Here is a 25,194-nt window from a genome sequence, read left to right as displayed (position 1 = left end):
AAGTGCATTTTCCTGTGAAAAATGGTATGATTTAGGGTGAGACAGCAGCAGGCTGTTACAGGTAGGAAAGGGGAATCGGAAAAGTGACAAGTGAATTTACCATTGCGGTGCATGCGCTGGTTTTTTTGAATCACAAGGGGACTGTGTATTCCAGCGAAGGACTTGCAGAGAATGTCTGTACCAATGCTGCCAGGATACGTAAGGTCATGGCAAAGCTTAAGAAGGCGGACCTTGTGAAGACAAAGGAAGGGGTGGACGGCGGTTATCTGTTCCACCGTGACAGCAGGGACGTGAATCTGTCCATGGTGGCTGAGGCCCTGGATACGCCCTTTGTGGCTGCTTCCTGGAAAAGCGGCAATCCTCACATGGCCTGTCTCATATCGTCAGGCATGGCAGGAATTATGGATGAGCTCTATGGAGAGCTGAACCAGTGCTGTCAGGCATATTTAGAGAAAGTGACCATTGCTGATTTGGACAGTAAGATTTTCACCGGTACACAAAGGGCTGAAACGGCCGTATAAAGACAAAGGATTACCCCCGAGCGTGTTTGAAAATTCATTCCCGGCGTTTCCCACAAAGTGGGACGCACAGCTGGCGGAACGCAATTTTCTGACACGCTTTCGTGAGTCACACCGGCCGAGGCCGGTTTTTTGCCAGGGGTTTTTAAGCGACGCGAGAGGAGAAAAGGGACAGGATGAAGAAACTAAGGGGATTATTCCGGATTATATTTGGAAGGACGGCCTTTGTGGTTCTGTTCATGGCCATACAGGTGGGAATTCTGTTTGGAGCCTTCCGGTGGCTGGAAGAGTACATGCACATTGTATACGCCATATCCATCCTTCTGAGTGCGGCTGTCATCATCTATATTTTCAATGAACCCATTAACTCCAGCTTTAAGCTGGCCTGGATTGTGCCGGTTCTGGTGATTCCAGTGTTTGGCGTCCTGCTGTACATCTTTGTGCAGATGCAGTTCCAGACAAAGCTTCTGGCCCGCCGCCTGAAGAAAACCATAGGGGACACAGCTCCCTATCTCAGGCAGGATGAGGCGGTCCAGGAGCGAATCAGGGAGGCCAGCAAGAGAAGCAGCCACCTCATTGACTACATGAAGGACCATGCAGGGTATCCCGCCTACGGCAACACCCATGTGGAATACTTTCCTCTGGGAGAGGATAAGTTTGAGGCGCTCATGAGGGAGCTTAAGGGGGCCCGGCACTTTATTTTCATGGAATATTTTATTGTGGAGCGGGGATACATGTGGGACAGTATCCTGGAGGTGCTGGAGGAGAAGGTTAGGGAGGGAGTGGAGGTCAGGGTCATGTATGACGGCATGTGCTGCCTTATGCTCCTGCCGTACCATTATCCCAGGGTGCTGGAGAAAAAGGGCATCCGCTGCAAGATGTTCTCGCCCATTAAGCCCACCTTATCTACCTATCAGAATAACAGGGACCACAGGAAGATTGTGGTCATAGACGGACATACGGCCTTTACAGGCGGGGTGAACCTGGCGGACGAGTACATTAACCGCAAGGTGCGGTTCGGCCACTGGAAGGATACGGCCATCATGCTGAAGGGAGATGCGGTCCAGAGCTTTACCATGATGTTTCTGCAGATGTGGAACGTGACGGAAAAACAGCCGGAGAATTATGGGAAATACGCTGTTCCCGCAGACTATGAGCATCCCCTGGCCGCGGACCATTCCGGCTTTGTGCTGCCCTATGGGGACAGTCCCATGGACCGTGAGCAGGTGGGAGAGCGGGTCTATCTGGATATCCTGAACCAGGCCAGGAATTATGTCCATATTATGACGCCCTACCTGATTCTGGACGATGAGATGGTCAATGCCCTGAGTTATGCTGCCAAGCGGGGCATTGACGTAAAGCTGATTATGCCCCATATACCGGATAAGAAGTATGCCTACATGCTGGCCAGGACCTATTATCCCGATTTGACGCGGGCCGGCGTGAAAATCTACGAATACACCCCGGGATTTGTCCATGCAAAGGTATTTGTCAGCGATGATGAGAAGGCGGTGGTTGGCACCATTAATCTGGATTTCAGAAGCCTGTACCTGCATTTTGAATGCGCGGCCTACATTTACCGGAATCCGGTGGTTTTTGACGTGGAGCGGGATTTCGAGGAAACACTTAAAAAATGCAGTCTTATCACCATGGAGGACTGCAAAAATTACAGTTGGATGGGGAAGAAGCTGGGACGTCTTATGCGCCTTATTGCCCCGTTAATGTAGTTGTCAATGACGAAAACCAGAAAATATGTCTGTGGAAAGCCGGAATTCATCTGTGCGTTCACAGGCATTTTTTAGTTGCTGATTTTGTTCCCTTATCACAAAATGAACACATTACTGTGATAGAGTATTAAAAAATAAAGGATAACACCATTGATTTGAGAGGAGCAAAAGCAATGAAAAGACCATATGCAGCCTGCCGTTACATATGCGGTTCCCTGGCAGCTGTTACTGCAGTGACCTCAGCTCTGCCTATGACCGTTATGGCCAATACATCATCCGCAAACTTTGATATGAGAAAACAGGTGGTGAACCTGACCGGCATTCTGAATGTGACGGACTACACGGGACAGGTGACCCGAGGTGATTTTGCCAGGATGCTGGTAAATGCCTCCAGCTACCGGGAAAACCTTCCTGCCTCCAGCGTGTCCGTATTTGCGGATGTGCCGGGCACCCATCCGGATGCCGTCTATATCCGCATAGCGGCGTCCCAGGGCTGGATGACCGGTTTCCTGGGAGGGCTCTTTAAGCCGGAGGAATACATTACATATAAGGACGCGGTGAAGGCATTGCTGACCATGCTGGGCTATTCAGACGAGGATTTCACCGGAGACCTGGCATCCTCGCGCATTTCCAGATTCAACTATCTGGAACTGAACGAGGAGGTGAACCGCCAGCCGGAGGAAGTGCTGAACCAGACAGACTGCATGAACATATTCTACAACCTGCTGAAGACTAAGAAAAAGGGCAGCAGCGAGATATACGGGACTGTTCTGGACTGCGAGCTTAACTCTGACGGGGAAATCAATCCCATTACCATCCTGGATGATGAGCGCAAGGGACCCATCCTGGTGCGCAAGGGCTTCAGCGTAATTCAGTCCGTGCCCTTCGGTTCGGAAAACGCCAATGTGTTTTTAAACGGAACAGCCAGCACACTGGAGGCAGTGAAGACATCCCAGCAGGATGCAGGCTTTGCCGTTGTCTACTACAATGTAAAGTCCAGGACCATATGGGCCTACACCACCAGGGGGTGGGATGACGATGACCTGGAGGGCAACAACGCCTATGTGCTGTTAAAGGGCGAGGTTAAGAACATTTATTATAAGTCCACGGACGTGATGACCCCCACATCCATCCGCCTGGAGATTGATGACGACAATTCGGACGGTGATTTTGGGGAGGATGGAATTGACGAGGACGGATATCTCACCATCAGCCTGAATTCCTCGGAGCTTCAATACCTGTTTTCCATCTATGGCAGCATAGAGGTAGGAGACGAAGTGGTCATGGTATGCAATAAGAGCGGCAGCAGCTACACAGCAGTTGACGCCATAGAATATTAAGGGTGAGGTGCGGTATGGAAGAGAAGAAGAAAGGCATCCTGCGCTTTTTAAAGCCCTCTCCGGGCAAAATTCAGAAAGATACAGCGCCTGGAGCCGCTGCCCAGGTAAGGAAGGGCGGAAACGGAAAGAAAAAATGGGTAAAGCCCGTTGTGTTCCTGCTGATACTGGGAGCCGGGGCCGCCGGGGCCATGACCTTAAGAGGCATGAAGGCAAAGGCAGCCACTGCCCAGGCACAGTCCCATAATACGGCTGCGGTGGAACGCAGGGATATTACCTCGGAACTGTCCTCATCGGGAACCCTTAAGGCCAAAGACACATACAGCATTACTTCCATGGTGGAAGGAGAGGTATTGTCCGCCGGCTTTGAAGAGGGAGACCAGGTGGAGAAGGACCAGGTGCTCTATGAAATTGACAAGTCCAGCATGGAGTCCCAGCTGACCAGCTCAGTTAATTCCCTGGCCAGGTCCCAGTCCTCCTATGAGGATGCCCTGGAAGATTATAATGACGCCCTGAGTGATTACAGCGGAAACACATACAAAGCCACCGACACAGGATATATCAAGGAACTGTATATCAGCCCCGGGGATAAGGTGAGCGGCAACACCAAGCTGGCTGACGTTTACAGCGATGACGTGATGGAAATAAGAATCCCTTTTTTATCCGGGGAAGCAGCTGTTATAGGAGCCGGAATGCCTGCGGCAGTCACCCTGACGGATACGGGGGAACAGGCGGCGGGAACGGTTAAGGCAGTGGCAAACCAGGAAACCGTCCTGACAGGCGGACGGCTGGTGCGGGTGGTTACCATACTGGTTCCGAACCCCGGAGGTTTGACCACATCCATGAAAGCCACGGCCAGGATTGGGGAATTTACAGGCAGTGAGGATGGGGTGTTTGAGGCATCAGTGGACACTACCATGAATGCCGACCTGTCAGCCAGCGTGGAGGTGGAATCACTTCTGGTAAATGTAGGCGACTATGTTACCAGGGGAACACCTGTATTTAAGATGACAGATAAATCAGCGGATAAACTGATTCAGAATTACAAGGATGCGCTGGACAAGGCGGAGGAGAGCGTGGAGTCGGCCCAGAACAAGTTGGACAGCACCCAGGACAGCTATGATAATTACACCATAAAGGCGCCTATCTCCGGTCAGGTTATTACAAAGAATTTTAAGGTGGGTGACAATATAACCAAGAACAGCTCCAGCACCATAGTATTGGCCACCATTTATGATTTGTCCAGCCTGACATTTGAGATGTCCATAGATGAGCTGGATATCAAGAAGGTAAAGGTGGGCCAGAAGGTGGAGGTTGCGGCCGACGCTTTTGAGGGTCAGACATTTTCAGGCACAGTGACCAATGTAAGCCTGGAGAGCACCTACTCCAACGGGGTAAGCACCTATCCGGTGACCGTTACCCTGGATGACATGGGGGATTTGCTGCCCGGTATGAATGTGGACGGGGTCATAACCCTGGAGGAAGCGGATAACGTGCTGGCCATACCGGTGGATGCGCTGATGAGAGGCAACCAGGTCTATGTGAAGGACGACACAGTGACTGAACAGCAGGGACCTGTGCCTGCCGGATTCCGTTCCGTCAAGGTGGAGACAGGTCTGGCAAGCGATACATATGTGGAAATCATAAGCGGCCTTTCGGAAGGCGACGTGGTATATGTGTCTGAATCCAGCAAAAACAGCACCAGCAGCGTCATGATGATGATGGACGGCGGCATGGGCGGTCCGCCCGGCGGAGGCGGAAACATGGGCGGCGGAAACCGCAGCGGGTCCGGCGGGGGAGGAAACCGCGGAGGAAACCGTTAGACCGGGCAGGTAACCGTCAGGCGGAGAAAACGTTACGTACGTAAGTCCGGCCTGAATGGGACGTGAACAGGACAGAGAGGAATTGGTGGCAGATGGACAAAACCAGTCAGGAAGAGGCTCTCATTGAGCTGAGACATATCCATAAGATATATTATCTTGGAGGGGAAGAGGTGCGGGCCAACGACGATATCAACCTGAAGATAGACCGGGGCGAGTTTGTGGCCATTGTAGGCAAGTCGGGAAGCGGCAAGTCCACCCTCATGAACATCATAGGAGCCCTGGATGTGCCCACGGACGGCGAATATCTTCTGGGAGGCGAGGATGTGGGAATCATGGATGACAAACAGCTGGCGCGCATCCGCAACAGGATGATTGGTTTTATTTTTCAGCAGTACAACCTGCTGCCCAAGCTTAACATACTGGAGAATGTGGAGCTTCCTCTTCTGTATGCAGGGGTGGGGAATGCAGAGCGCAGGGAACGTGCCATGGCTTCCCTGGAAAAAGTAGGGCTGACGGAAAAATGGAAGAACATGCCCAACCAGCTCTCCGGCGGCCAGCAGCAGAGAGTGTCCATTGCCAGGGCCCTGGCCGGAAATCCTTCCCTGATACTTGCTGACGAACCAACCGGAGCCCTGGATTCCAAGACCAGCCGTGATGTGCTGGGATTCCTCAAACAGCTCAATGAGGAGGGAAACACCATTGTGATGATTACCCATGATAATGCCATTGCCATGGAAGCCAGGCGGGTGGTCAGGATAAAGGATGGGCAGATTAATTTTGACGGAGATGTAAAAGACTATGCTGCAATCATTTAAGCTGGCCCTGAAAAGCATTTGGGGCAACAAGATGCGTTCATTCCTGACCATGCTGGGAATCATCATCGGCGTGGCCGCGGTTATCATACTGGTAAGTCTGGTCAACGGATATATGGGCAGCGTGGTGGAAAGCTTTGCCAGTATGGGAGTGAACCAGATTAATGTAAATGTAACCAACCTGGCCTCCCGCTCCCTGGATGTGGACCGGATGTATGCATTTTATGAGGAACATACAGACCTGTTCGGGGAACTGAGTCCCAATGTGACGTTGTCCTCCACCATCAAATACGGGGATGAATCCATGACATCCACATCCGTGGCGGGCCGCAGTGAACAGTATCTGGAAATCAAGTCCTATGACCTGGAGACGGGCAGGAACATCGCCTATTCGGATATTGTCTCCCGGCAAAAGGTGTGCGTCATAGGCGCGTATGTGGCAAATGAGCTTTACGGCAGTGCGCAGAACGCCATTGGGCAGACCCTTAAGATAGACGGCTACGCCTTTAAAATCATAGGTGTGGCGGAGGCACAGGACGAGGATAACATGGAGGACGGGGGAACCGATGATTTTGTGTGGATTCCCTACAGCGTGGCTGTGAAGATGTCCAGAAATGCAAACATTAACAACTACACATTCACGGCTCTTGACACCAATAAGGCGGACCAGTGCACTGCGGTTATCAAGAATTTCCTGTACGAAACCTTTAAGGATGAGGACCTGTACCGTGTGACGGCCATGAGTGAGATGCTGGATTCCCTGAATGAGCAGATTGCCATGATGAGCGGCATGTTAGGCGGTATAGCGGGCATTTCCCTGCTGGTGGCTGGTGTGGGCGTCATGAACATCATGCTGGTATCAGTGACGGAACGGACAAGGGAAATCGGCATCCGCAAATCCCTGGGGGCGGATAAGGGAACTATTATGCGGCAGTTTGTTATTGAGGCGGCGGTGACCAGTTCCATGGGAGGCGTTATCGGAATCCTGGTGGGCTGTGTTGCCACCACCGTGGTGGGAGCTGCCGTGGGAGTGCCGGCCACCCCCACCTTATCAGCCGTTATCATATCCTTCAGCGTATCCGTTGGAATCGGGCTGCTGTTCGGATATATGCCGGCCAGCCGCGCGGCTAATCTGAACCCAATAGACGCACTGAGAAGCGAATGATGAACAGCTGCCGGGACTGAATCCGGCAGCTGCTTTTGTATTAGATTGGAAACATGGCGGAAAACAATTGATATGGGGCCGTCCTTTCGCTATATTAAAAAAGTATTAACATTTTATAAACACGAAAAGGATAAAGTTAAAATGAAGACGCTTACACCCCAGCTGTTTCTGTCCATGAAACAGTACACAAAGGAACAATTCACAAAAGACGCAGTATCAGGAGTTATTGTGGCCATCATTGCACTTCCCCTGTCCATTGCCCTGGCCCTGGCTTCAGGGGTCACACCGGAACAGGGGCTTTATACAGCCATCATAGCCGGGTTTGTCATCTCGTTTTTAGGCGGCAGCAAGGTGCAGATAGCAGGACCCACAGCGGCCTTTGCCACCATTGTGGCAGGTATCGTCATAAAGAACGGAATGGAAGGGCTGGCAGTGGCCACCATCCTGGCAGGCCTCATTCTCATTATCATGGGCTTCCTGTGTCTGGGCAGCCTGATTCGGTTCATTCCGTATACCATTACCACCGGATTTACCACCGGAATTGCAGTGACTATTTTCATCGGGCAGATTAAGGATTTTCTGGGACTTACCTTCCGGGAATCACCGGTGGAGACCATGGAGAAGCTTATGCAGGTCATCACCTGCATAGGCACCCTGAACACTCAGGCCCTGGCAGTGGGAGCCGTATCTTTGATGATTCTCATCCTGTGGCCCAGGTTCTTTAAAAAGGTGCCGCCGTCCCTGATTGCCGTTGCCACGGCAGCGGTGCTTGTAAAGGCATTGGACCTTAAGGTCAACACCATAGGGGATTTGTATACCATATCCTCCGGACTGCCCGCCTTCCGTCTGCCTGCTGTCAGCTTTGGTCTGGTGCAGAAGGTAATGCCGGACGCCATTACCATAGCTGTGCTGGCAGCCATTGAGTCCCTGCTTTCCTGCGTGGTGGCAGACGGAATGATAGGCGGAAAGCATAATTCCAATATGGAGCTGGTGGCCCAGGGAGTGGGCAATGCGGCGTCAGCGCTTTTTGGGGGCATTCCGGCCACAGGCGCCATTGCGAGAACAGCCGCCAACATAAAGAACGGCGGACGCAGCCCGGTGGCCGGCATGGTCCATGCGGCTGTGCTTATGCTGATTCTGGTATTTCTCATGCCTTATGCCGCCCTGATACCCATGCCTGCCATAGCAGCCATCCTGTTTATGGTGGCCTATAATATGAGTGAGTGGCGCTCCTTTGCCGATGTGGTGCGGACTGCTCCCAAAAGCGACACCGCAGTGCTGGTGCTGACCTTTTTCCTCACCGTTGTGTTTGACCTGGTCATGGCCATTGGCGTGGGACTGGCCCTTGCCTGTCTGCTGTTCATGAAACGCATGGCGGACGTATCTGACATATACGGATGGAAATATGCAGAGGATTACGAGGAGAGCACGGACGGGGAGCGCATTGACCTGAAGCCGGTGCCCAGACAGGCCATGGTGTTTGAGGTGAACGGACCCATGTTCTTTGGCGCTGCGGACAAAATCGGACAGATTCCGCTGGATTCGGACAAGAAGGTGCTGATTCTGCGGATGAGGAGTGTTCCGGCCATGGATGCCACTGCACTGAACAGCCTTAAGAAGCTGAATGAGAGGTGCCGCAAGGCCCGCATTGCCATGATTCTCTCCCATGTAAACGAGCAGCCCATGTCCGTGATGGAGAAGGCGGGATTTGACAGGGAAATCGGAAGGGAGAACATAGCGCCCCGCATTGACGATGCAATCAGCCGCGCAAGGGAAATCCTTTCAGGGGCAAATCCGGCCGATTGACAGAAGCAGACAATCAGTATAGACTGGAACATAGTGTGGGGGAACCGAATATTTCCGGCTGCGCGGGAATAAATTGGGAATACAAAAGAACAGGAAAGAGGACAGGGGTTATGAAGGTTGTGGATATGCACTGCGATACCATCGCGGAAATTTATAAGGACCATAAGAAGGGAGGCAGGGTATCCATACTTGAAAACCAGCTGATGCTGGATTTGAGAAAGATGCAGGCCGGGGATTACGGGCTGCAGAATTTTGCCCTGTATGTCAATCTGGAACAAGCCATGGGAAGGCCCTTTGAATACTGCATGGAGCTTCTGGACACCTTTTACCTGGAGATGGAGGCCCATGAGGATATCATAGGAATCGTCAGGTCCTATGAGGATATCCGCAGGAACTGGGAGCAGGGAAAGATGTCAGCCCTCATCACGGTGGAGGAAGGCGGAACCTGCCAGGGCAAAACCGCGTTTCTGCGGGATTTTTACCGGCTTGGGGTGCGCATGATGACACTGACCTGGAACTATCCCAACGAACTGGCATATCCCAATGCCAGAATAACCCGGGAGGACGGTACCTTCAGGATGGCGCCGGATACAGAGCATGGTCTTACGGATACCGGAATCGCCTTTGTGGAGGAAATGGAGCGCCTGGGGATGGTGATTGATATCTCCCACCTGAATGACGCGGGCATATGGGATGTGTTCCGGCATACCGGAAAGCCCCTTGTGGCCAGCCATTCCAATGCCAGGGCCATTGCCTCCCATCCAAGGAATCTGACAGACCACATGATACGTACTCTGGCCGGGAGGGGAGGCGTTATGGGCATCAATTACTGTACCGCCTTCCTGCGGGATTTCGGACCGGGGGAAGAACCGGTCAGCCGCATATCCGACATGGTTATGCACATGAAGCACATAAGGAATATTGGCGGCATTGGCTGTATCGGACTGGGCTCTGATTTTGACGGAATCAGCGGAACGCTGGAGATGAGGGACGCCGGCAGACTGCCCATGCTGGCGGATGCCATGGAAAAGGAGGGCTTTACAGCCTCGGAAATAGAAGCTGTGTTCTATAAAAATGTGCTGCGGGTGTATAAGGAAGTCCTGTAGCGGGAAAAGCTTTACACAAGTTTTACATTCCCATGAGGTGGATTTTACTTCTGTCTGGTATGCTGTTTACATAGGCTGGTATGCCGGGAAAGGCGGTATTTGGATAATGGAACGGATTTATATTATAGAGGATGACGAAAACATCAGGAATCTGTTGAAAATTGCCCTGGAGGGCTTTGGCTATGCAGCGGAGGGGTTTGAGACAGCAGAGGAAGGCCTGGCCAGAATGAGGGAGGAAAAGCCGGACCTGGCAATCTTTGACTGGATGCTTCCGGGGATGGACGGGACAGAGGCCATCAAGGAGGTAAGGAATACGGAGCAGCTTAAGTATGTGCCCATCATGCTTCTGACCGCCAAGGAAAAGGAGCTTGACAAGGTGGTGGGCCTGGACTGCGGGGCAGATGATTACATGGTAAAGCCCTTTGGAGTGCTGGAATTGTCGGCCCGCATCCGCAGCCTGCTGCGCAGGACGAAGCGGGAGGAAGACCGGGATGTGCTGTCCTACCAGAGCATCCAGGTCAACCGGAAGACCAGGGAGGTGTCCAGCGGCGGCCGCCTGACAGAGCTTACCCTGAAGGAATTTGAACTGCTGGTCTACCTGCTGGAAAACCAGTCCAGGGTGGTGACCAGGGATGAACTGCTCAACCGCATATGGGGATACGAGTACGACGGAGAGACCAGGACCCTTGACATGCACATCCGCACCCTTCGCCAGAAGCTGGGAGAAGAGGGAGGCGGCTGTATCAAGACAGTCCGGGGCGTGGGCTACCGTATGGTGAAGTGACCGGCTGCGGCAGCCGGGTGAAATAAACAAGGTGGGACAACATGACAGGAAACCAAGGAGGAAGATATGCGTAAGGCATTATTGGAACGATTTATCCTGGTACTTTTGGCGGCGCTGTGTATTAACAGCGTCATCTTTTATATTGCCAGCAGCGAGATGATGCTGAGAAATTCCAAAAATGATATGACCTACACCATTAAGGCCGTGGACAGCATTCTGGATTATGACAGGGACCTGATGGAGCAGATGGAGCGGCTGGAGGCGTTTACGGACCAGGATTCCAGCAGGGTGACCCTCATAAGGACAGACGGTACAGTTGTAACGGATTCAGACGCGGACGCAGAGTACCTGGACAACCACCTGGGACGGGAGGAAGTGCGGGCAGCCGTGGAGCACGGGGAGGGGTATGCCAGGCGCTATTCCACCACTCTGAGAAAGACCATGCTCTATGTGGCCTGCCGGTCTGATTATTCGGACATGGTACTCCGGCTGGCCGTTCCCTACTCCGGCATGCAGGAATACCTTCCCATGCTGTTTCCGGCAGCCATTTTAAGTTTCCTCATGGCCATGGCCTGCTCCGTGGTGACCACCCGGCGCTTTGTGTCATCGGTCACCAGGCCTCTGCGCAATATCTCAAAAGCAGTGATGAAGGTAAAGGGGGATTACACGGAGCTTCAGTTTGAAAGCTGCCAGTACCCTGAAATCAACGTGATTGCCGAAACCATTATGAACATGTCAAAGGACGTGAAGGAATATTTAAGCCAGATAGAAAAGGAAAAGCAGATACGCCAGGAATTTTTCAGCAATGCATCCCATGAGCTCAAGACTCCCATCACCTCCATCCAGGGCTATGCGGAACTGCTGGAGAGCGGTATGATACAGGATGAGGGCATGAAGCTGGATTTTGCAAAGAGAATCAAAAAGGAGGCAGCCGGAATGACCGGGCTTATCAACGATATCCTGATGATATCCCGGCTGGAATCCATGGACGCCGAGGTGGTGTTCTCCGAAGTGAGAGTCAGCGTGCTTCTCCAGGAAATCATGGACAGCTTAAAGCCCCTGGCCGCCTCCTGCCAGGTATTTCTCCATGTGGACTGCAAGCCCCTGTGTATCCGGGCAAACCTGCAGCAGATGAAGGAGCTGTTTACCAATCTGGCCACCAATGCCATCAAGTATAACCGGCCCGGAGGCCAGGTGTGGATTACGGTGGGTGAGCAGGGAGGAGACATGGTGGTAAAGGTAAAGGACAATGGTGTGGGAATTCCCAAGGAGAGCCTGGACCGCATATTCGAGCGCTTTTACCGGGTGGATAAGGGCCGCAGCCGGAAACAGGGCGGTACGGGACTGGGGCTTTCCATTGTAAAGCATATTGTGGGTTTCTACCACGGGACCATCCATGTGACCTCTGAACTGGACAAGGGCACTGAGTTTACCGTTGCCATTCCTCTTGACATGAAAAAATAATAAGGTAATTTCTGTAAAAAATAGCAGTTTTTCACTTTATTACTTTAAAATCACAGAAATTTAAAGTAATAAAATTGACGAGGCAATTTTTTTGTAGTATGATAGGAAAAGTCCCGGCAGGGGACGAATTCTTAAGCGGAAAGAGGAGATAGTATGATGAAAAAGACATCGAAACTCATGTCCCTGGTTATAGCGGGCGCCATGGTTCTGTCCATGACTGCCTGCGGAGGCAATACGGCTGAAACAACGGCAGCCGCCACCCAGGCCCAGGAGACAGCAGCAGATACGGCTGCACAGGCAGAGGAGACAACAGCGGGAACAGAGGACGGGACCGCTGCACAGGCAGAGGGAACCACCTATAAGATTGGCGTGCTCCAGCTGGTACAGCACACAGCCCTGGACGCTGCCAACGAGGGCTTTATCGCAGCCCTGGACGACGCAGGAATCGCCTACGAGGTTGACCAGCAGAATGCTTCCGGCGACCAGTCAGCATGCCAGACAGTGGCGTCCAAGTTTGCAAATGAGAAAAAGGATTTGATTCTGGCCATCGCAACACCGGCTGCACAGGCCATGGTGGGCGCTGTGGAGGATACGCCCGTCCTGGTGACCGCAGTGACGGACCCGGCTGAATCCGGCCTGGTTGACACCAATGAAAAGCCGGGAGCCAATGTAACAGGAACCTCTGACCTGACTCCTGTGAAGGAGCAGATTGACCTGCTTAAGCAGCTGGTTCCGGATGCCAGGACAATTGGCGTGCTTTACTGCTCCGCAGAGTCCAACTCCAAGATTCAGGCTGACATGGCCAAGGAAGCCATTGCAGCAGCAGGCATGGAGAGCAAAGAATATACGGTTTCCAGCTCCAATGAGATTCAGACCGTGGTGCAGTCCATGGTAGGCGCCGTGGATGCAGTGTACGCACCTACGGACAATGTAATTGCAGCAGGCATGGCTACCGTGGGAATGGTGGCAGGAGACAACAACCTGCCTGTTATCTGCGGCGAGGCTGGCATGGTACAGAACGGCGGACTGGCTACATACGGAATTGATTACTACCAGCTAGGGTACATGACCGGCCAGCAGGCAGTAAAAATCCTTACTGAGGGAGCGTCACCGGCCGATATGCCCATCGAGTACCTGCCGGTTGAGAAGTGCGAGCTGACAGTGAATGAGGAGACAGCCCAGACCCTTGGGATTGATGTATCCGGCTTAAAATAATCAGTCAGGCAGCTCAGACCATACAGGCGGTGCTGCGGGGCAGAGACGGCGGAAACCGTTCTGGCCTGCAGCACCCTCTTTTCGGTCATTGGATAAAATGGTATCCCGCAGGCAGGTAGATGGTTTGCTCAAGCTGTAAGGCCCGGAGGAACGGCGGTTTGGGCAAGCTATTTACAAAATCGAATCACACAAAGGAACAGAGACAGGAACGGAGGTAAATATAAAATATGAATATTGCGAATCTGATGCAGGGCATGGGTCCGAATCTGCTGGATGCAGTGGGACAGGGCGTGCTCTGGGGAATCATGGTGCTGGGGGTGTACATCACCTTCAAGCTTCTGGATATTGCGGATTTGACTGTGGACGGAAGCTTTGCCCTGGGAGGCTGCGTCTGTGCCACCCTGATTGTGAACAGGGGAATGAACCCGGTGGCGGCCCTGGCCATAGCCACCCTGGCGGGAATGCTGGCCGGCTTTGTTACAGGCATCCTGCACACGGTCTTTGAGATACCGTCCATTCTGGCGGGAATCCTGACCCAGATATCCCTGTGGTCCATCAACCTCTGGATTATGGGAGGAAGCAGCAACATCCCCCTTCTCAAGTCCAAGTCCATGGTAACCATGGTTTCATCTGCCACCGGTTTCAACCAGGCCCAGGCATCCCAGGTCATTGGAATCGGGGCAGCCATCCTGATGGTGGCGGTTATGTACTGGTTCTTTGGAACGGAGATTGGAAGCGCCCTGAGGGCCACGGGAAACAATGAGGACATGGTCCGTGCCCTGGGCGTCAACACCAAGTGGACAAAACTGCTGGCGCTGATGCTCAGCAATGGTCTGGTGGGCATGTCCGGCGCCCTGGTATGCCAGGGCCAGAAATATGCGGATATCCAGATGGGTACCGGAGCCATTGTCATTGGCCTGGCAGCCATTGTTATCGGTGAGGTGCTCTTTGGCTGGTTCCGCAATTTTGCCCTTAAGCTGTCGGCGGCAGTCATTGGTTCCGTTATCTATTTTGTCATCCGTGCCTTTGTCATCAAGATGGGCATGAATCCCAACTATATGAAGCTTTTGTCTGCGGTGGTGGTTACACTGGCCCTCTGTATCCCGGTGGCTGCCAACAAATGGAAGACCTACAAAGAATACTCGGAAGGAGGGAATGCATAATGCTGGTAATGACAAATGTGCGAAAAACGTTCAACAAGGGCACCATCAATGAGAAAAAGGCGCTGAACGGCATTGACCTGACCCTGAACGACGGGGATTTTGTGACGGTAATCGGCGGAAACGGCGCGGGCAAGTCCACCATGCTCAACATGATAGCCGGCGTGTATCCCATTGACTCCGGAAAGATTGAGATTGACGGCGTGAACATATCCAGGCAGCCGGAATATAAGCGGGCCAAATACATCGGCCGGGTGTTCCAGGACCCCATGAAGGGCACGGCAGCCGGCATGGAGATACAGGAAAACATGGCCCTGGCATTCAGAAGAGGCCAGAGAAGAGGGCTGGGCTGGGGAATCAGGGCCAATGAAAAGGACTATTACCACGACCTGTTAACCAGGCTGGGCCTGGGCCTTCAGAACCGCATGAGCAGCAAGGTGGGACTGCTGTCAGGCGGTCAGAGACAGGCGCTGACCCTGCTCATGGCAACCCTGCAAAAGCCAAAGCTGCTTCTGCTGGATGAGCACACGGCTGCTCTGGACCCGCAGACAGCCAAAAAGGTGCTGGACCTGACCAATGAGATGGTGACGGAGCAGAACCTGACAGCCCTGATGGTAACCCATAACATGAAGGATGCCATCCAGATAGGAAACCGCCTTATCATGATGAATGACGGCCATATTATCTATGATGTGTCCGGCAGGGATAAGCAGAATCTGACCGTAGAGGACCTTCTTGCCAAGTTTGCAGAGGCCAGCGGCGGACAGTTTGCCAACGACCGCATGCTGCTTTCAAAGTAATCCGTATAAGCCGCTTAAATTGCCGGTTTCCGGGGCATTTCACGTAAATACTTCGGGGACCGGCAAAATTTAAGAAATTTTTCACATTTTCGAGTCTGTTTTTATGATATACTTTACGCTATATGAGCTTTTATGGCGAAAAATGAGTTGGAGACTATTATAATCATGCTTGAACATAAGGATTATCTATCGAGCCTGAATAAGGCCAGAAAAAAACGGAATCAACAGCTGGACCCCAGATACCTGGTGCTCCTGCTGGCTGCCATTGTGGCAGTGGGAATCATCGTGTTCGGAGTAAAGGCAGTCAAAAAGCCGGTTTCCGGCAGAGCAGCGGGACCGGCCCCCACGGGACAGGCGCAAAACGCCACCCCGGCCCAGGCTGTTCCGGCCAGTGTTTCTCCTGAGGAGGAAGCTGCCCGTAAGGAAGCCCAGGAGATTGACCATGTAATTGATTCCTACAGCAATCTGGGAATCGTGCAGGTGTCCGGCTATCTGAACATAAGGGAGGCTCCCAGCACAGACGGCAAGATTATAGGAAAGCTGTCAGGGGACGGAGCCTGTGAGATTCTGGCCACGGAGGGGGACTGGTCCCACATTACGTCCGGCGGAGTGGAGGGTTATATCAGCAACCAGTACCTTCTGACCGGGGATGAAGCCAGGGAAAAGGCCAGGGAGCTTGTGAAGCTGCGGGCGACGGTGACGGCCGACAACCTGAACATACGTCAGGCTCCTGCCCTGGACCCGGGCAATGTCATCGGACAGGCACTAAAGGGCGAGCGCTACGTGGTCAAGGGACTGGAGGACGGCTGGATTCAGATTGAGGAGGGATATATTTCCTCTGAATATGCTGAGGTGGCCTATTCCCTGAACGAAGGACGCAAGCTGGATATGAAGGCCATGGCTATTAACCAGTATGACAACCTGGTCATATCCAAGGTGAACAACTACCTGAATGTGCGCCAGGAGCCGAAGGCAGACGGCAAGATTATCGGTAAGATGACCAGCAAGGCGGCGGGCGAGATACTGGAGACCCTGGACGGCTGGTATAAGATTAAATCAGGACCCATTATCGGCTATATTTCCGCAGACCCCCAGTACACGGCCACAGGCCAGGAGGCAAAGGACATAGCCATGCAGAATGCCACCCTTAAGGCGGTTATCAACACGGATGTGCTGAACGTCCGCACAGAGCCCAACACCGATGCCAAGATTTGGACCCAGATTGTGAAGGATGAACGTTATCCGGTTGTGGCTCAGCTGGACGGCTGGGTGGAGATTGATTTGGATTCCGTGGATGAAGAGGACGGAAGCAAGGTGGACAAGGCATTTATTTCCACCAGGGACAACAACGTGGAGGTGCGCTATGCACTGAACGAGGCCATCAAGTTCTCACCTGCCGAAGTGGCGGCCAACAATGCTGCCTCCAGGCGTTCCAAGGTAGTGAACTATGCCCTTCAGTTTGTGGGCAACCCGTATGTATGGGGCGGAACCAGCCTGACAAAGGGCGTGGATTGTTCCGGATTCACCATGCAGGTCATGAGGCAGTTCGGCGTATCCCTGCCCCATTATTCCGGCTCCCAGGCCAAGATGGGCAAGGCGGTAACCTCCGGCAACATGCGTCCGGGCGATTTGATATTCTACGCAGGCAGCGGCGGGCAGGTGAACCATGTGGCCATCTACATCGGCAACGGCCAGGTAGTCCACGCAGCCAGCCGGAAGAGCGGCATCAAGATTTCCACCTGGAATTACAGGTCGCCGGTGGCTATCAGGAATGTGCTGGGCGACTAGGACGAAACCGGATTTCAGGCCGGGGATGTTACGGGCAGTCGGACTTAAAACATTATATTTATTTAAAAAGCCGGTCAGCAGTCTATGCTGGCCGGTTATTTTGCGCTGAAACTATGTGAAAGACAGCGCATATTTTATGGTTCCCGGAGCAGACTATCCTTAATTGAAGAATGTTCACGAAAGGGTGGTTTGATTATGGGACAAGGAAAAAATAACAGAAAAAAGAGAGACAATCAGGTGGAGGACGGAAACGGCCAGGTACGCCAGCAGGACGACGAGGCCAAGAAGCTTGAAAAGGAAATAGAGGAAAAGGAAGACAATAAGCTGGAAGAATACGGCCAGGTTATCCTGGAGGACAACCGCAGGCAGAGGAAAATCCATCTCATTACCATTATTGGGGAGGTGGAGGGACATGAGAATTCCTCCGGCAGCAGCAAAACCACGAAATACGACCATATACTGCCGAAGCTGGCCGAAATAGAGGATGATGACAGTGTGGACGGACTTCTGGTTCTGCTCAATACATCGGGAGGGGACGTGGACGCAGGTCTTGCCATCGCGGAAATGATAGCGTCCCTCAGCCTTCCCACCGTATCCCTGGTGCTGGGGGGGAGCCATTCCATCGGAGTTCCTCTGGCCGTGTCCACGGACTATTCCTTCATCGTGCCCTCCGGGACCATGATGATTCATCCGGTGCGGATGACAGGAATGGTCATAGGCACCTCCCAGACCTACGAATATTTCGAAATGATACAGGACCGCATCCTGACCTTTGTGTCAAACCATGCCGATATTGCCTATGACCAGCTGAGGGAGCTGATGCATAATACAAAGATGCTCACCAGGGACCTGGGCACTGTGCTGGTTGGTTCCCAGGCAGTGGAGGCAGGCCTTATCAACCAGGTGGGCGGCATCAAGGAAGCACTGGGAAAGCTCTATGCCATGATTGACGGGCGGGAGCGCGGGCAGCAGAAATAACCGTTTAAAATCTGTATTCAGGCCCTTTTTCGCAGACATGCGCTATGGGTTTTGGAGGCTTTTGGAACAATCCACTTGAATTTTGATCTCAAATATAGCATAATATAAGTTAACTGTATAAATAAGACAGCCTGCTGTGGGAATGGGAGGCTGCTACGGTACGATAACTTGTAAGAGAATGACGGGAGGCTGTATCAAGTGGCTGAAACAACAAAACGACAGCAGAGTGGGAACAGAAAGCCGGGAAGGCCAAAGGGAAGTACGTCCAAGAAGACAAGTACTTCCGCCAAGAGCCGTGGGACAACCGGGAAAAAGGCCTATGAACAGGATAATACGGAATTCATGAGAGCAGAAGTGGTCATCATCTGCTCTTTTGCTGTTGCCATTCTTTTATTTCTCAGCAATTTTAAGCTGTGCGGCGTGGTGGGCGATGTGCTCCGCGGTGTGCAGCTGGGAGTGTTCGGAATGGTGGGATACCTGTTTCCCATCCTGATATTTGTGGGGACCTGTTTTCATCTGTCCAACCAGGGCAACATCCATGCCGCCATGAAGCTGGCGGCCGTGGTGGGGGCTGTGATTACGGTCTGCGGACTGCTGCAGCTGGCTTTTGGAACAGTGCCTGCCGGCGCAAAGTGGATGGAGTACTACAAACAGTCCACACTGACCGGTACGGGGGGAGGATGGCTTGGGGGTGTTCTTACCTCCTTTCTCACCATCGGACTGGGAAAGCCGGGGGCATTCCTGATTCTGGTGGTCCTGTTTATCATCTGTATGGTATGCATCACGGAGCGCTCCTTTGTGTCTGCTGTGAAGCGGGGAGGGGACAAAGCCTATCAGTATGCCAGGGAGGATATGGACAGGCGCAGGGAGCTCCATGCCATACGGGAGGAGGAACGCAGGCGCATTCGCGAGGAACAGAGGGTGCGGGGCGTGAACCTGAATGCCACAAGGCTGATGACGCCTGAGGAAGAGGATTACGACGAGGAAGCATTTGACCGGGAGTTCGGCGCGGATTTGGAGAAAATGCCGGAAATGCCCGATACATACCAGGAGGACTGGGGAACGGCCCAGACAGCCGGCGCAAAGGATATCCTTCCGCCGGATGAGTTTGTGGGCAGGTTCGACCCGCCTTTGGAGCCTGCGGCTATGGATGACGGGGACTCCTATGACACGGACGATGTGGGAGCCCTGGCCAGGTCCATAGAGGGACACAGCCGTACCGGGCGCAGGGATGATGCACCGGTGGTTACCGGTATCCGGGTGGAGGACGAGTATGGGACACACGATGCATATGATTATGACACCATCCATGTGAAAAAGGATTTAAAGACCCTGGAAGAGATGGAGCTGGGCATTGGGACATCCGCGGGCCGGGATGCGGACAGCGGCCATGGCCGTGAGGATACGGTTCCCTGGGAGGAGGAGTATGGGACCTCTGGGAATATGGCGCAGGCGGATGCCATGGCTGCAGAAGGTGCGGCCGGTGCTCATGCAGCAGGAAGGTCCGGAGCAGGGGACCGTGAACCAGATACCGGTGATTCGGATATCTGTGAGCCAGATATCTGTGAAGCAGATATCTATGAGACAGACGCCTCGGAGCAGGGGATCAATTATGACAGCGTATTTGTGCCGGAGGAGCCTAAGCGGGTGGTTACGGCTTCAGGCAAGGTCATAGAGACTGAGACAGAGCTTCTCCAGAAAAAGATTGAGAAGAAGCGGGAGGAGGCTAAACAGTCAGATTCAAATCTGGCGGTGGCCCAGGAAATCAAGGAAAAGGAAGAGGCGGTCAAGAAGGAATACGTGTTCCCGCCCACCACCCTGCTTAAGAAGGGGGCCAAGAATGCCGGAGCCTTCTCTGGGGATGAGTACAAGGCCACTGCCATAAAGCTGCAGCAGACCCTGCACAATTTCGGGGTGGGCGTGACGGTCACCAACATCAGCTGCGGCCCTGCCGTGACCCGGTATGAGCTTCTGCCGGAACAGGGCGTGAAGGTCAGCAAGATAGTGGGACTGACCGATGATATCAAGCTGAGCCTGGCTGCTGCGGACATCCGTATAGAAGCACCCATCCCCGGCAAGTCGGCAGTGGGAATCGAGGTGCCGAACAAAGAGAATAATATGGTGTACCTGAGGGATTTGCTGGAGGCGGAGGCTTTTAAAAACCACAAGTCCCGTCTGGCCTTTGCTGTGGGCAAGGATATCGGCGGGCAGGTGGTGGTGACGGACATAGGAAAGATGCCCCATCTGCTTATTGCAGGCGCCACTGGCTCCGGTAAGTCGGTATGCATCAACACCCTGATTATGAGTATTATCTTCAAGTCCAAACCAGAGGACGTGAAGATGATTATGGTGGACCCCAAGGTGGTGGAACTCAGTGTATATAACGGAATCCCCCATCTGCTCATCCCTGTGGTGACAGACCCCAAGAAGGCATCAGGGGCCCTGAACTGGGCTGTGGCTGAGATGACGGACCGCTATAAGAAGTTTGCGGAGTGCAATGTCAGGGATTTAAAGGGCTACAATGAAAGAGTTGAGAAGATAAAGGATATTGAGGATGATAAGAAGCCGGCAAAGATGCCTCAGATTGTCATAATCATCGACGAGCTGGCAGACCTTATGATGGTTGCCCCGGGAGAAGTGGAGGATTCCATCTGCCGCCTGGCCCAGCTGGCCCGTGCAGCGGGAATCCATCTGGTTATTGCCACCCAGAGGCCGTCGGTTAACGTCATCACAGGTCTGATTAAGGCCAATGTGCCGTCCAGAATTGCTTTTGCAGTGTCCTCGGGTGTGGATTCCAGGACTATCATTGATATGAACGGGGCTGAGAAGCTGCTGGGAAAGGGCGATATGCTCTTTTATCCGGCGGGATTCCCCAAGCCCCAGCGTGTGCAGGGCGCCTTTGTGTCCGATGAGGAAGTGGGCCGCGTAGTGGAGTTCCTGACAGAACAGGGCATGGTGGCTGAATATAATCCGGAAGTGGAGAGCCGCGTCTCATCCCCGTCCATGGATGGGGGCAGCGGGGCAGCTGAACGGGATGAATACTTTGTCCAGGCGGGCAGGTTCATCATTGAGAAGGAAAAGGCATCCATCGGAATGCTCCAGAGGATGTTTAAGATTGGCTTTAACCGGGCGGCCCGAATCATGGACCAGCTGGCCGAAGCCGGCGTGGTGGGCGAGGAAGAGGGGACAAAGCCCAGGAAGGTGCTTATGAGCATGGAAGAATTCGAGGAACTGCTGGAGCAGGGATATTAAAGCCTGCTGCCCGGCAGGGCGGTACAGATGGCCTGACCGGGAAACAGGAGTGTATGGGGAAACAAGAGCAGCGGCTGCCGGCAAGGGCAGCAGCGGCCGGTGCTTTTGAATAAAACGTTGACGGACCTGCAAAGGCAGGGAACCGCGGGGCGTAATATAAGAGGAGGAACAAAAACATGAAATCAGATATTGAAATTGCACAGGAGGCCGTGATGCAGCCCATCAAAGAAGTGGCTGCTGCTTACGGAATCGGGGAGGATGACCTGGAGCTTTACGGTAAATACAAGGCAAAGCTGACAGATGAACTCTGGGAGCAGGTAAAGGACCGTCCCGACGGAAAGCTGGTGCTGGTGACAGCCATTAACCCCACTCCGGCAGGAGAGGGAAAGACAACCACCACGGTTGGTCTGGGCGAGGCATTTGGGAAGATGGGCAAAAAGGCCATCATAGCGCTCAGGGAACCGTCCCTGGGTCCCTGCTTTGGCGTTAAGGGCGGTGCAGCCGGCGGCGGTTATGCCCAGGTTGTGCCTATGGAGGATTTAAACCTGCACTTTACAGGTGATTTCCACGCCATCACATCCGCCAATAACCTGCTGGCAGCACTGTTAGACAACCATATCCAGCAGGGCAACGTCCTGGGGATTGACCCAAGGCAGATACAGTGGAAACGCTGCGTGGACATGAATGACCGTGTACTGCGAAATATCGTGGTAGGCCTGGGAGCCAAGGGAGACGGTATGGTCAGGGAGGACCACTTTGTTATTACAGTGGCTTCCGAAATCATGGCAATCCTTTGCCTGGCTGACAACATGGAAGATTTAAAGAACCGCCTGGGCAAGATTATCGTGGCTTACAATTTTGCGGGAGAGCCTGTGACTGCTGAGCAGCTTCATGCAGTAGGCTCCATGGCAGCCCTTCTGAAGGATGCCTTAAAGCCTAACCTGATTCAGACACTGGAGCACACAGGCGCCCTGGTACACGGCGGTCCGTTTGCCAACATTGCCCATGGATGCAACAGCGTAAGGGCTACCAAGACAGCCCTGAAGCTGGCTGACGTGGTGGTGACAGAGGCTGGATTCGGCGCTGACCTGGGGGCGGAGAAGTTCCTTGACATCAAGTGCCGCAAGGCAGGACTGAGGCCTGACGCAGTGGTTCTGGTGGCAACAGTCAGGGCCCTTAAGTACAACGGCGGCGTGCCCAAGGACCAGCTTTCAACTGAGAACCTGGAAGCTCTGGAGAAGGGTATCGTCAATCTGGAGAAGCACATTGAGAATCTCCAGAAGTTCGGAGTACCCGTGGTGGTTACGCTCAATTCCTTCATATCAGACACAGAGGCAGAATATGCTTATATCAAGAAGTTCTGCGAGGACAGAGGATGTGAATTCGCCCTGTCCGAGGTATGGGCAAAGGGCGGCGAGGGCGGTATTGCCCTGGCTGAAAAGGTAATGGAGACCCTGGAGAACAAGCCCACCCAGTACCATGTGCTCTATCCGGATGAGATGGGCCTTAAGGATAAGATTAATACCATTGCCAGGGAGATTTACGGGGCAGACGGCGCATCCTTTGCACCGGCCGCAGCCAAGGCGTTAAAGCGCATTGAGGATATGGGCTTTGGAAACCTGCCGGTGTGCATGGCCAAGACCCAGTATTCCCTGTCGGATGACCAGACCAAGCTGGGCCGTCCCACAGGATTTACCATCAATGTAAGGGATGCCTATGTGTCAGCAGGCGCAGGCTTTGTGGTGGCGCTGACAGGTTCCATCATGACCATGCCGGGACTTCCAAAGAAACCGGCGGCAGACAGCATTGATGTGGATGAGAACGGTAAGATTACCGGACTCTTCTAGGAAATCGGCCTGGCCCGGCGCATCCAAGAAAGGAGCGCCGGGCCAGGATAGGTTTGGGCATAAAATAAGTTGCATGAAAAAGAAATGAGGAATTTATATGATACTTAGAACCTGGGTAAATGAGCTGGATTATGAACTTGTCAGGGGAAGCCTGGACGTGGAAGTTACGGAGGTGGTCTATGACTCCAGGAAGGCAGCGCCCGGCGCTGTGTTTGTGTGTATGGCGGGGACCCGCGTGGACTCCCACCGTTTTGTCCCGGATGTGCTGCGGGCAGGCGTCCGCGTGCTTGTGACGGAACGGGATGTTGAGGAAGAACTGGCGGCCTCCGGACTTACGGAGGAGGAAATGGGACAGGTGACAATACTTAAGACAGCGGAGGGCAGGAGAAGCCTGGCCCTTCTCTCAGCAGCCAGGTTCGGCCATCCGGCCTCCAGAATGATTACCATTGGCGTGACCGGGACAAAGGGAAAGACCACCACCACCCATATGATAAAAGCCATTCTTGAGGCAGCAGGAAAAAAGGTGGGGATGATAGGCACCACGGGAACAGTCATTGACGGCCAGGTGACGCCTACCATGAACACCACTCCGGAATCCTATGAACTGCACCAGTCCTTTGCCAAAATGGCGGAGGCAGGCTGCCAGTATATGATTATGGAGGTGTCGTCCCAGGGAATCAAGATGCACCGGGTGGACGGCATTGCCTTTGACTACGGTATTTTCACCAATATTTCCCCGGACCACATTGGGCCGGATGAACACGCTGATTTTGCGGAATATCTTTTCTGCAAATCCCGGCTTCTGAGCATGTGCAGGATAGGCCTGGTGAACTTAAACGACGGACATTTTGCAGAAATTGTCCGGGATGCGTCCTGCAGGCTTTATACCTACCGCGTAAAGGAAGACGGGGAAAAGAAAGCTGATTTTGAAGCTTCCAATATCCGGTATGTGTCACAGCCGGATTTTGTGGGCACGGAGTTTGACGTTACGGGAAAACTGGACCTGGATGTGCGCCTGGGAATCCCGGGCCTCTTCAATGTGGATAATGCCCTGGCAGCCCTGTGCGTGTGCAGCTTTCTGGGACTTCCAAAGGAGAGGATAGTACACGCCCTGGAGCATATACGGGTCAATGGACGCATGGAAATTGTCCACACCTCATCCAGGTGTACGGTTCTGGTGGATTACGCCCATAATGCGGTGAGCATGGAGAGTCTTCTCACCACCCTGCGCAGGTACCATCCCAAACGGCTGGTGGTGGTGTTCGGATGCGGCGGCAACCGTTCCAAGGACAGACGGTATTCTATGGGTGAGATTGGAGGCAGGCTGGCCGATTTAAGCATAATTACGGCAGATAACTCCAGATATGAAAAGGTGGAGGATATCATGGCGGATATCCGGGGAAGCATAGAGAAAACAGGCGGGGCCTTTATTGAGATTCCCGACAGGCGGGATGCCATCCGCCACAGCATCCTGCACGCAGTGCCGGGGGATATGGTAGCTGTCATCGGCAAGGGCCATGAGGATTATCAGGAAATCAACGGCGTGCGCCATCACTTCCTGGACAGGGAAGTCATTGAAGAAACCATAAAAGAGTTGGGAGACGAGGCATAG

The 25,194-nt window shown here is 53.3% G+C and carries 18 protein-coding genes; all 18 read left to right on the top strand.

Annotated elements, in window-relative coordinates; translation table 11 throughout:
• Nucleotides 1–83: 83 nt before the first annotated feature.
• The 18 genes from I2H39_RS02470 (at nt 84) to I2H39_RS02385 (ending at nt 25,194) form a co-directional block, all read left to right on the top strand.
• Nucleotides 84–521: an Rrf2 family transcriptional regulator gene (locus I2H39_RS02470; RefSeq protein ID WP_138306202.1), complete on the top strand. Its 438-nt coding sequence runs from the start codon at nt 84–86 to the stop codon at nt 519–521.
• 173 nt (nt 522–694) lie between these two features.
• Nucleotides 695–2,245, top strand: a complete 1,551-nt coding sequence (cls, locus tag I2H39_RS02465; RefSeq protein ID WP_138306203.1) for a cardiolipin synthase — start codon at nt 695–697, stop codon at nt 2,243–2,245.
• Between the two features lie 173 nt (nt 2,246–2,418).
• A complete protein-coding gene (locus I2H39_RS02460; protein ID WP_138306204.1) occupies nt 2,419–3,585 on the top strand; it encodes an S-layer homology domain-containing protein in 1,167 nt (388 codons plus the stop codon).
• A 14-nt stretch (nt 3,586–3,599) separates the two neighbouring features.
• Nucleotides 3,600–5,405 (top strand): HlyD family efflux transporter periplasmic adaptor subunit, encoded by a 1,806-nt coding sequence (locus I2H39_RS02455; RefSeq protein WP_195625725.1) that lies wholly within the window; start codon nt 3,600–3,602, stop codon nt 5,403–5,405.
• 92 nt (nt 5,406–5,497) lie between these two features.
• Nucleotides 5,498–6,220, top strand: coding sequence for an ABC transporter ATP-binding protein (locus I2H39_RS02450; protein ID WP_138306206.1), 723 nt, complete (start codon nt 5,498–5,500; stop codon nt 6,218–6,220).
• Complete coding sequence (locus I2H39_RS02445; RefSeq protein ID WP_195625724.1) at nt 6,204–7,382, top strand: ABC transporter permease; 1,179 nt, start codon at nt 6,204–6,206, stop codon at nt 7,380–7,382. The genes I2H39_RS02450 and I2H39_RS02445 overlap by 17 nt, the downstream gene beginning before the upstream one ends.
• Nucleotides 7,383–7,523: 141 nt before the next feature.
• A complete protein-coding gene (locus tag I2H39_RS02440) occupies nt 7,524–9,188 on the top strand; it encodes a SulP family inorganic anion transporter (RefSeq protein ID WP_195625723.1) in 1,665 nt (554 codons plus the stop codon).
• 110 nt (nt 9,189–9,298) lie between these two features.
• The gene (locus I2H39_RS02435) at nt 9,299–10,294 is read left to right on the top strand and encodes a dipeptidase (RefSeq protein ID WP_138306209.1); all 996 of its coding nucleotides are present in this window, start codon (nt 9,299–9,301) and stop codon (nt 10,292–10,294) included.
• A gap of 103 nt (nt 10,295–10,397) precedes the next feature.
• A complete protein-coding gene (locus I2H39_RS02430) occupies nt 10,398–11,078 on the top strand; it encodes a response regulator transcription factor (RefSeq protein WP_347563776.1) in 681 nt (226 codons plus the stop codon).
• Between the two features lie 66 nt (nt 11,079–11,144).
• Complete coding sequence (locus tag I2H39_RS02425) at nt 11,145–12,542, top strand: ATP-binding protein (RefSeq protein WP_138306211.1); 1,398 nt, start codon at nt 11,145–11,147, stop codon at nt 12,540–12,542.
• Nucleotides 12,543–12,695: 153 nt separating this feature from the next.
• Nucleotides 12,696–13,757 carry an ABC transporter substrate-binding protein gene (locus tag I2H39_RS02420; protein WP_330640947.1) on the top strand — a complete coding sequence of 354 codons (1,062 nt, stop codon included), beginning with the start codon at nt 12,696–12,698 and terminating at the stop codon, nt 13,755–13,757.
• Between the two features lie 227 nt (nt 13,758–13,984).
• Nucleotides 13,985–14,920, top strand: a complete 936-nt coding sequence (locus I2H39_RS02415; RefSeq protein WP_195625722.1) for an ABC transporter permease — start codon at nt 13,985–13,987, stop codon at nt 14,918–14,920.
• Entirely contained in the window at nt 14,920–15,717 is a 798-nt protein-coding gene (locus I2H39_RS02410; RefSeq protein ID WP_138306213.1) for an ABC transporter ATP-binding protein, read from the top strand. The genes I2H39_RS02415 and I2H39_RS02410 overlap by 1 nt, the downstream gene beginning before the upstream one ends.
• A 165-nt stretch (nt 15,718–15,882) precedes the next feature.
• Nucleotides 15,883–17,505, top strand: coding sequence for a C40 family peptidase (locus I2H39_RS02405; protein WP_171042527.1), 1,623 nt, complete (start codon nt 15,883–15,885; stop codon nt 17,503–17,505).
• 195 nt (nt 17,506–17,700) lie between these two features.
• Nucleotides 17,701–18,483 carry an ATP-dependent Clp protease proteolytic subunit gene (locus I2H39_RS02400; RefSeq protein ID WP_138306215.1) on the top strand — a complete coding sequence of 261 codons (783 nt, stop codon included), beginning with the start codon at nt 17,701–17,703 and terminating at the stop codon, nt 18,481–18,483.
• A 198-nt stretch (nt 18,484–18,681) separates the two neighbouring features.
• A complete protein-coding gene (locus I2H39_RS02395; RefSeq protein ID WP_138311131.1) occupies nt 18,682–21,735 on the top strand; it encodes a DNA translocase FtsK in 3,054 nt (1,017 codons plus the stop codon).
• A gap of 176 nt (nt 21,736–21,911) precedes the next feature.
• Entirely contained in the window at nt 21,912–23,582 is a 1,671-nt protein-coding gene (locus tag I2H39_RS02390) for a formate--tetrahydrofolate ligase (RefSeq protein WP_138311130.1), read from the top strand.
• Between the two features lie 97 nt (nt 23,583–23,679).
• The gene (locus I2H39_RS02385; protein ID WP_195625721.1) at nt 23,680–25,194 is read left to right on the top strand and encodes a UDP-N-acetylmuramoyl-L-alanyl-D-glutamate--2,6-diaminopimelate ligase; all 1,515 of its coding nucleotides are present in this window, start codon (nt 23,680–23,682) and stop codon (nt 25,192–25,194) included.

The sequence above is a fragment of the Clostridium sp. 1001283B150225_161107_B6 genome (genome assembly GCF_015556325.1).
Taxonomy (GTDB): domain Bacteria; phylum Bacillota; class Clostridia; order Lachnospirales; family Lachnospiraceae; genus Enterocloster.
The sequence above is the reverse complement of the archived record's forward strand: the minus strand, read 5'-3'. Positions and strand labels throughout refer to the sequence as shown.

Bases quoted from the DNA above. Each gene is read 5' to 3' on its own strand.
- I2H39_RS02390 (WP_138311130.1), top strand. From the start codon at position 21,912: ATGAAATCAGATATTGAAATTGCACAGGAGGCCGTGATGCAGCCCATC.
- I2H39_RS02385 (WP_195625721.1), top strand. From the start codon at position 23,680: ATGATACTTAGAACCTGGGTAAATGAGCTGGATTATGAACTTGTCAGG.
- I2H39_RS02400 (WP_138306215.1), top strand. From the start codon at position 17,701: ATGGGACAAGGAAAAAATAACAGAAAAAAGAGAGACAATCAGGTGGAG.
- I2H39_RS02440 (WP_195625723.1), top strand. From the start codon at position 7,524: ATGAAGACGCTTACACCCCAGCTGTTTCTGTCCATGAAACAGTACACA.
- I2H39_RS02410 (WP_138306213.1), top strand. From the start codon at position 14,920: ATGCTGGTAATGACAAATGTGCGAAAAACGTTCAACAAGGGCACCATC.
- I2H39_RS02460 (WP_138306204.1), top strand. From the start codon at position 2,419: ATGAAAAGACCATATGCAGCCTGCCGTTACATATGCGGTTCCCTGGCA.
- I2H39_RS02455 (WP_195625725.1), top strand. From the start codon at position 3,600: ATGGAAGAGAAGAAGAAAGGCATCCTGCGCTTTTTAAAGCCCTCTCCG.
- I2H39_RS02405 (WP_171042527.1), top strand. From the start codon at position 15,883: ATGCTTGAACATAAGGATTATCTATCGAGCCTGAATAAGGCCAGAAAA.
- cls (WP_138306203.1), top strand. From the start codon at position 695: ATGAAGAAACTAAGGGGATTATTCCGGATTATATTTGGAAGGACGGCC.
- I2H39_RS02420 (WP_330640947.1), top strand. From the start codon at position 12,696: ATGATGAAAAAGACATCGAAACTCATGTCCCTGGTTATAGCGGGCGCC.
- I2H39_RS02445 (WP_195625724.1), top strand. From the start codon at position 6,204: ATGCTGCAATCATTTAAGCTGGCCCTGAAAAGCATTTGGGGCAACAAG.
- I2H39_RS02450 (WP_138306206.1), top strand. From the start codon at position 5,498: ATGGACAAAACCAGTCAGGAAGAGGCTCTCATTGAGCTGAGACATATC.
- I2H39_RS02425 (WP_138306211.1), top strand. From the start codon at position 11,145: ATGCGTAAGGCATTATTGGAACGATTTATCCTGGTACTTTTGGCGGCG.
- I2H39_RS02415 (WP_195625722.1), top strand. From the start codon at position 13,985: ATGAATATTGCGAATCTGATGCAGGGCATGGGTCCGAATCTGCTGGAT.
- I2H39_RS02435 (WP_138306209.1), top strand. From the start codon at position 9,299: ATGAAGGTTGTGGATATGCACTGCGATACCATCGCGGAAATTTATAAG.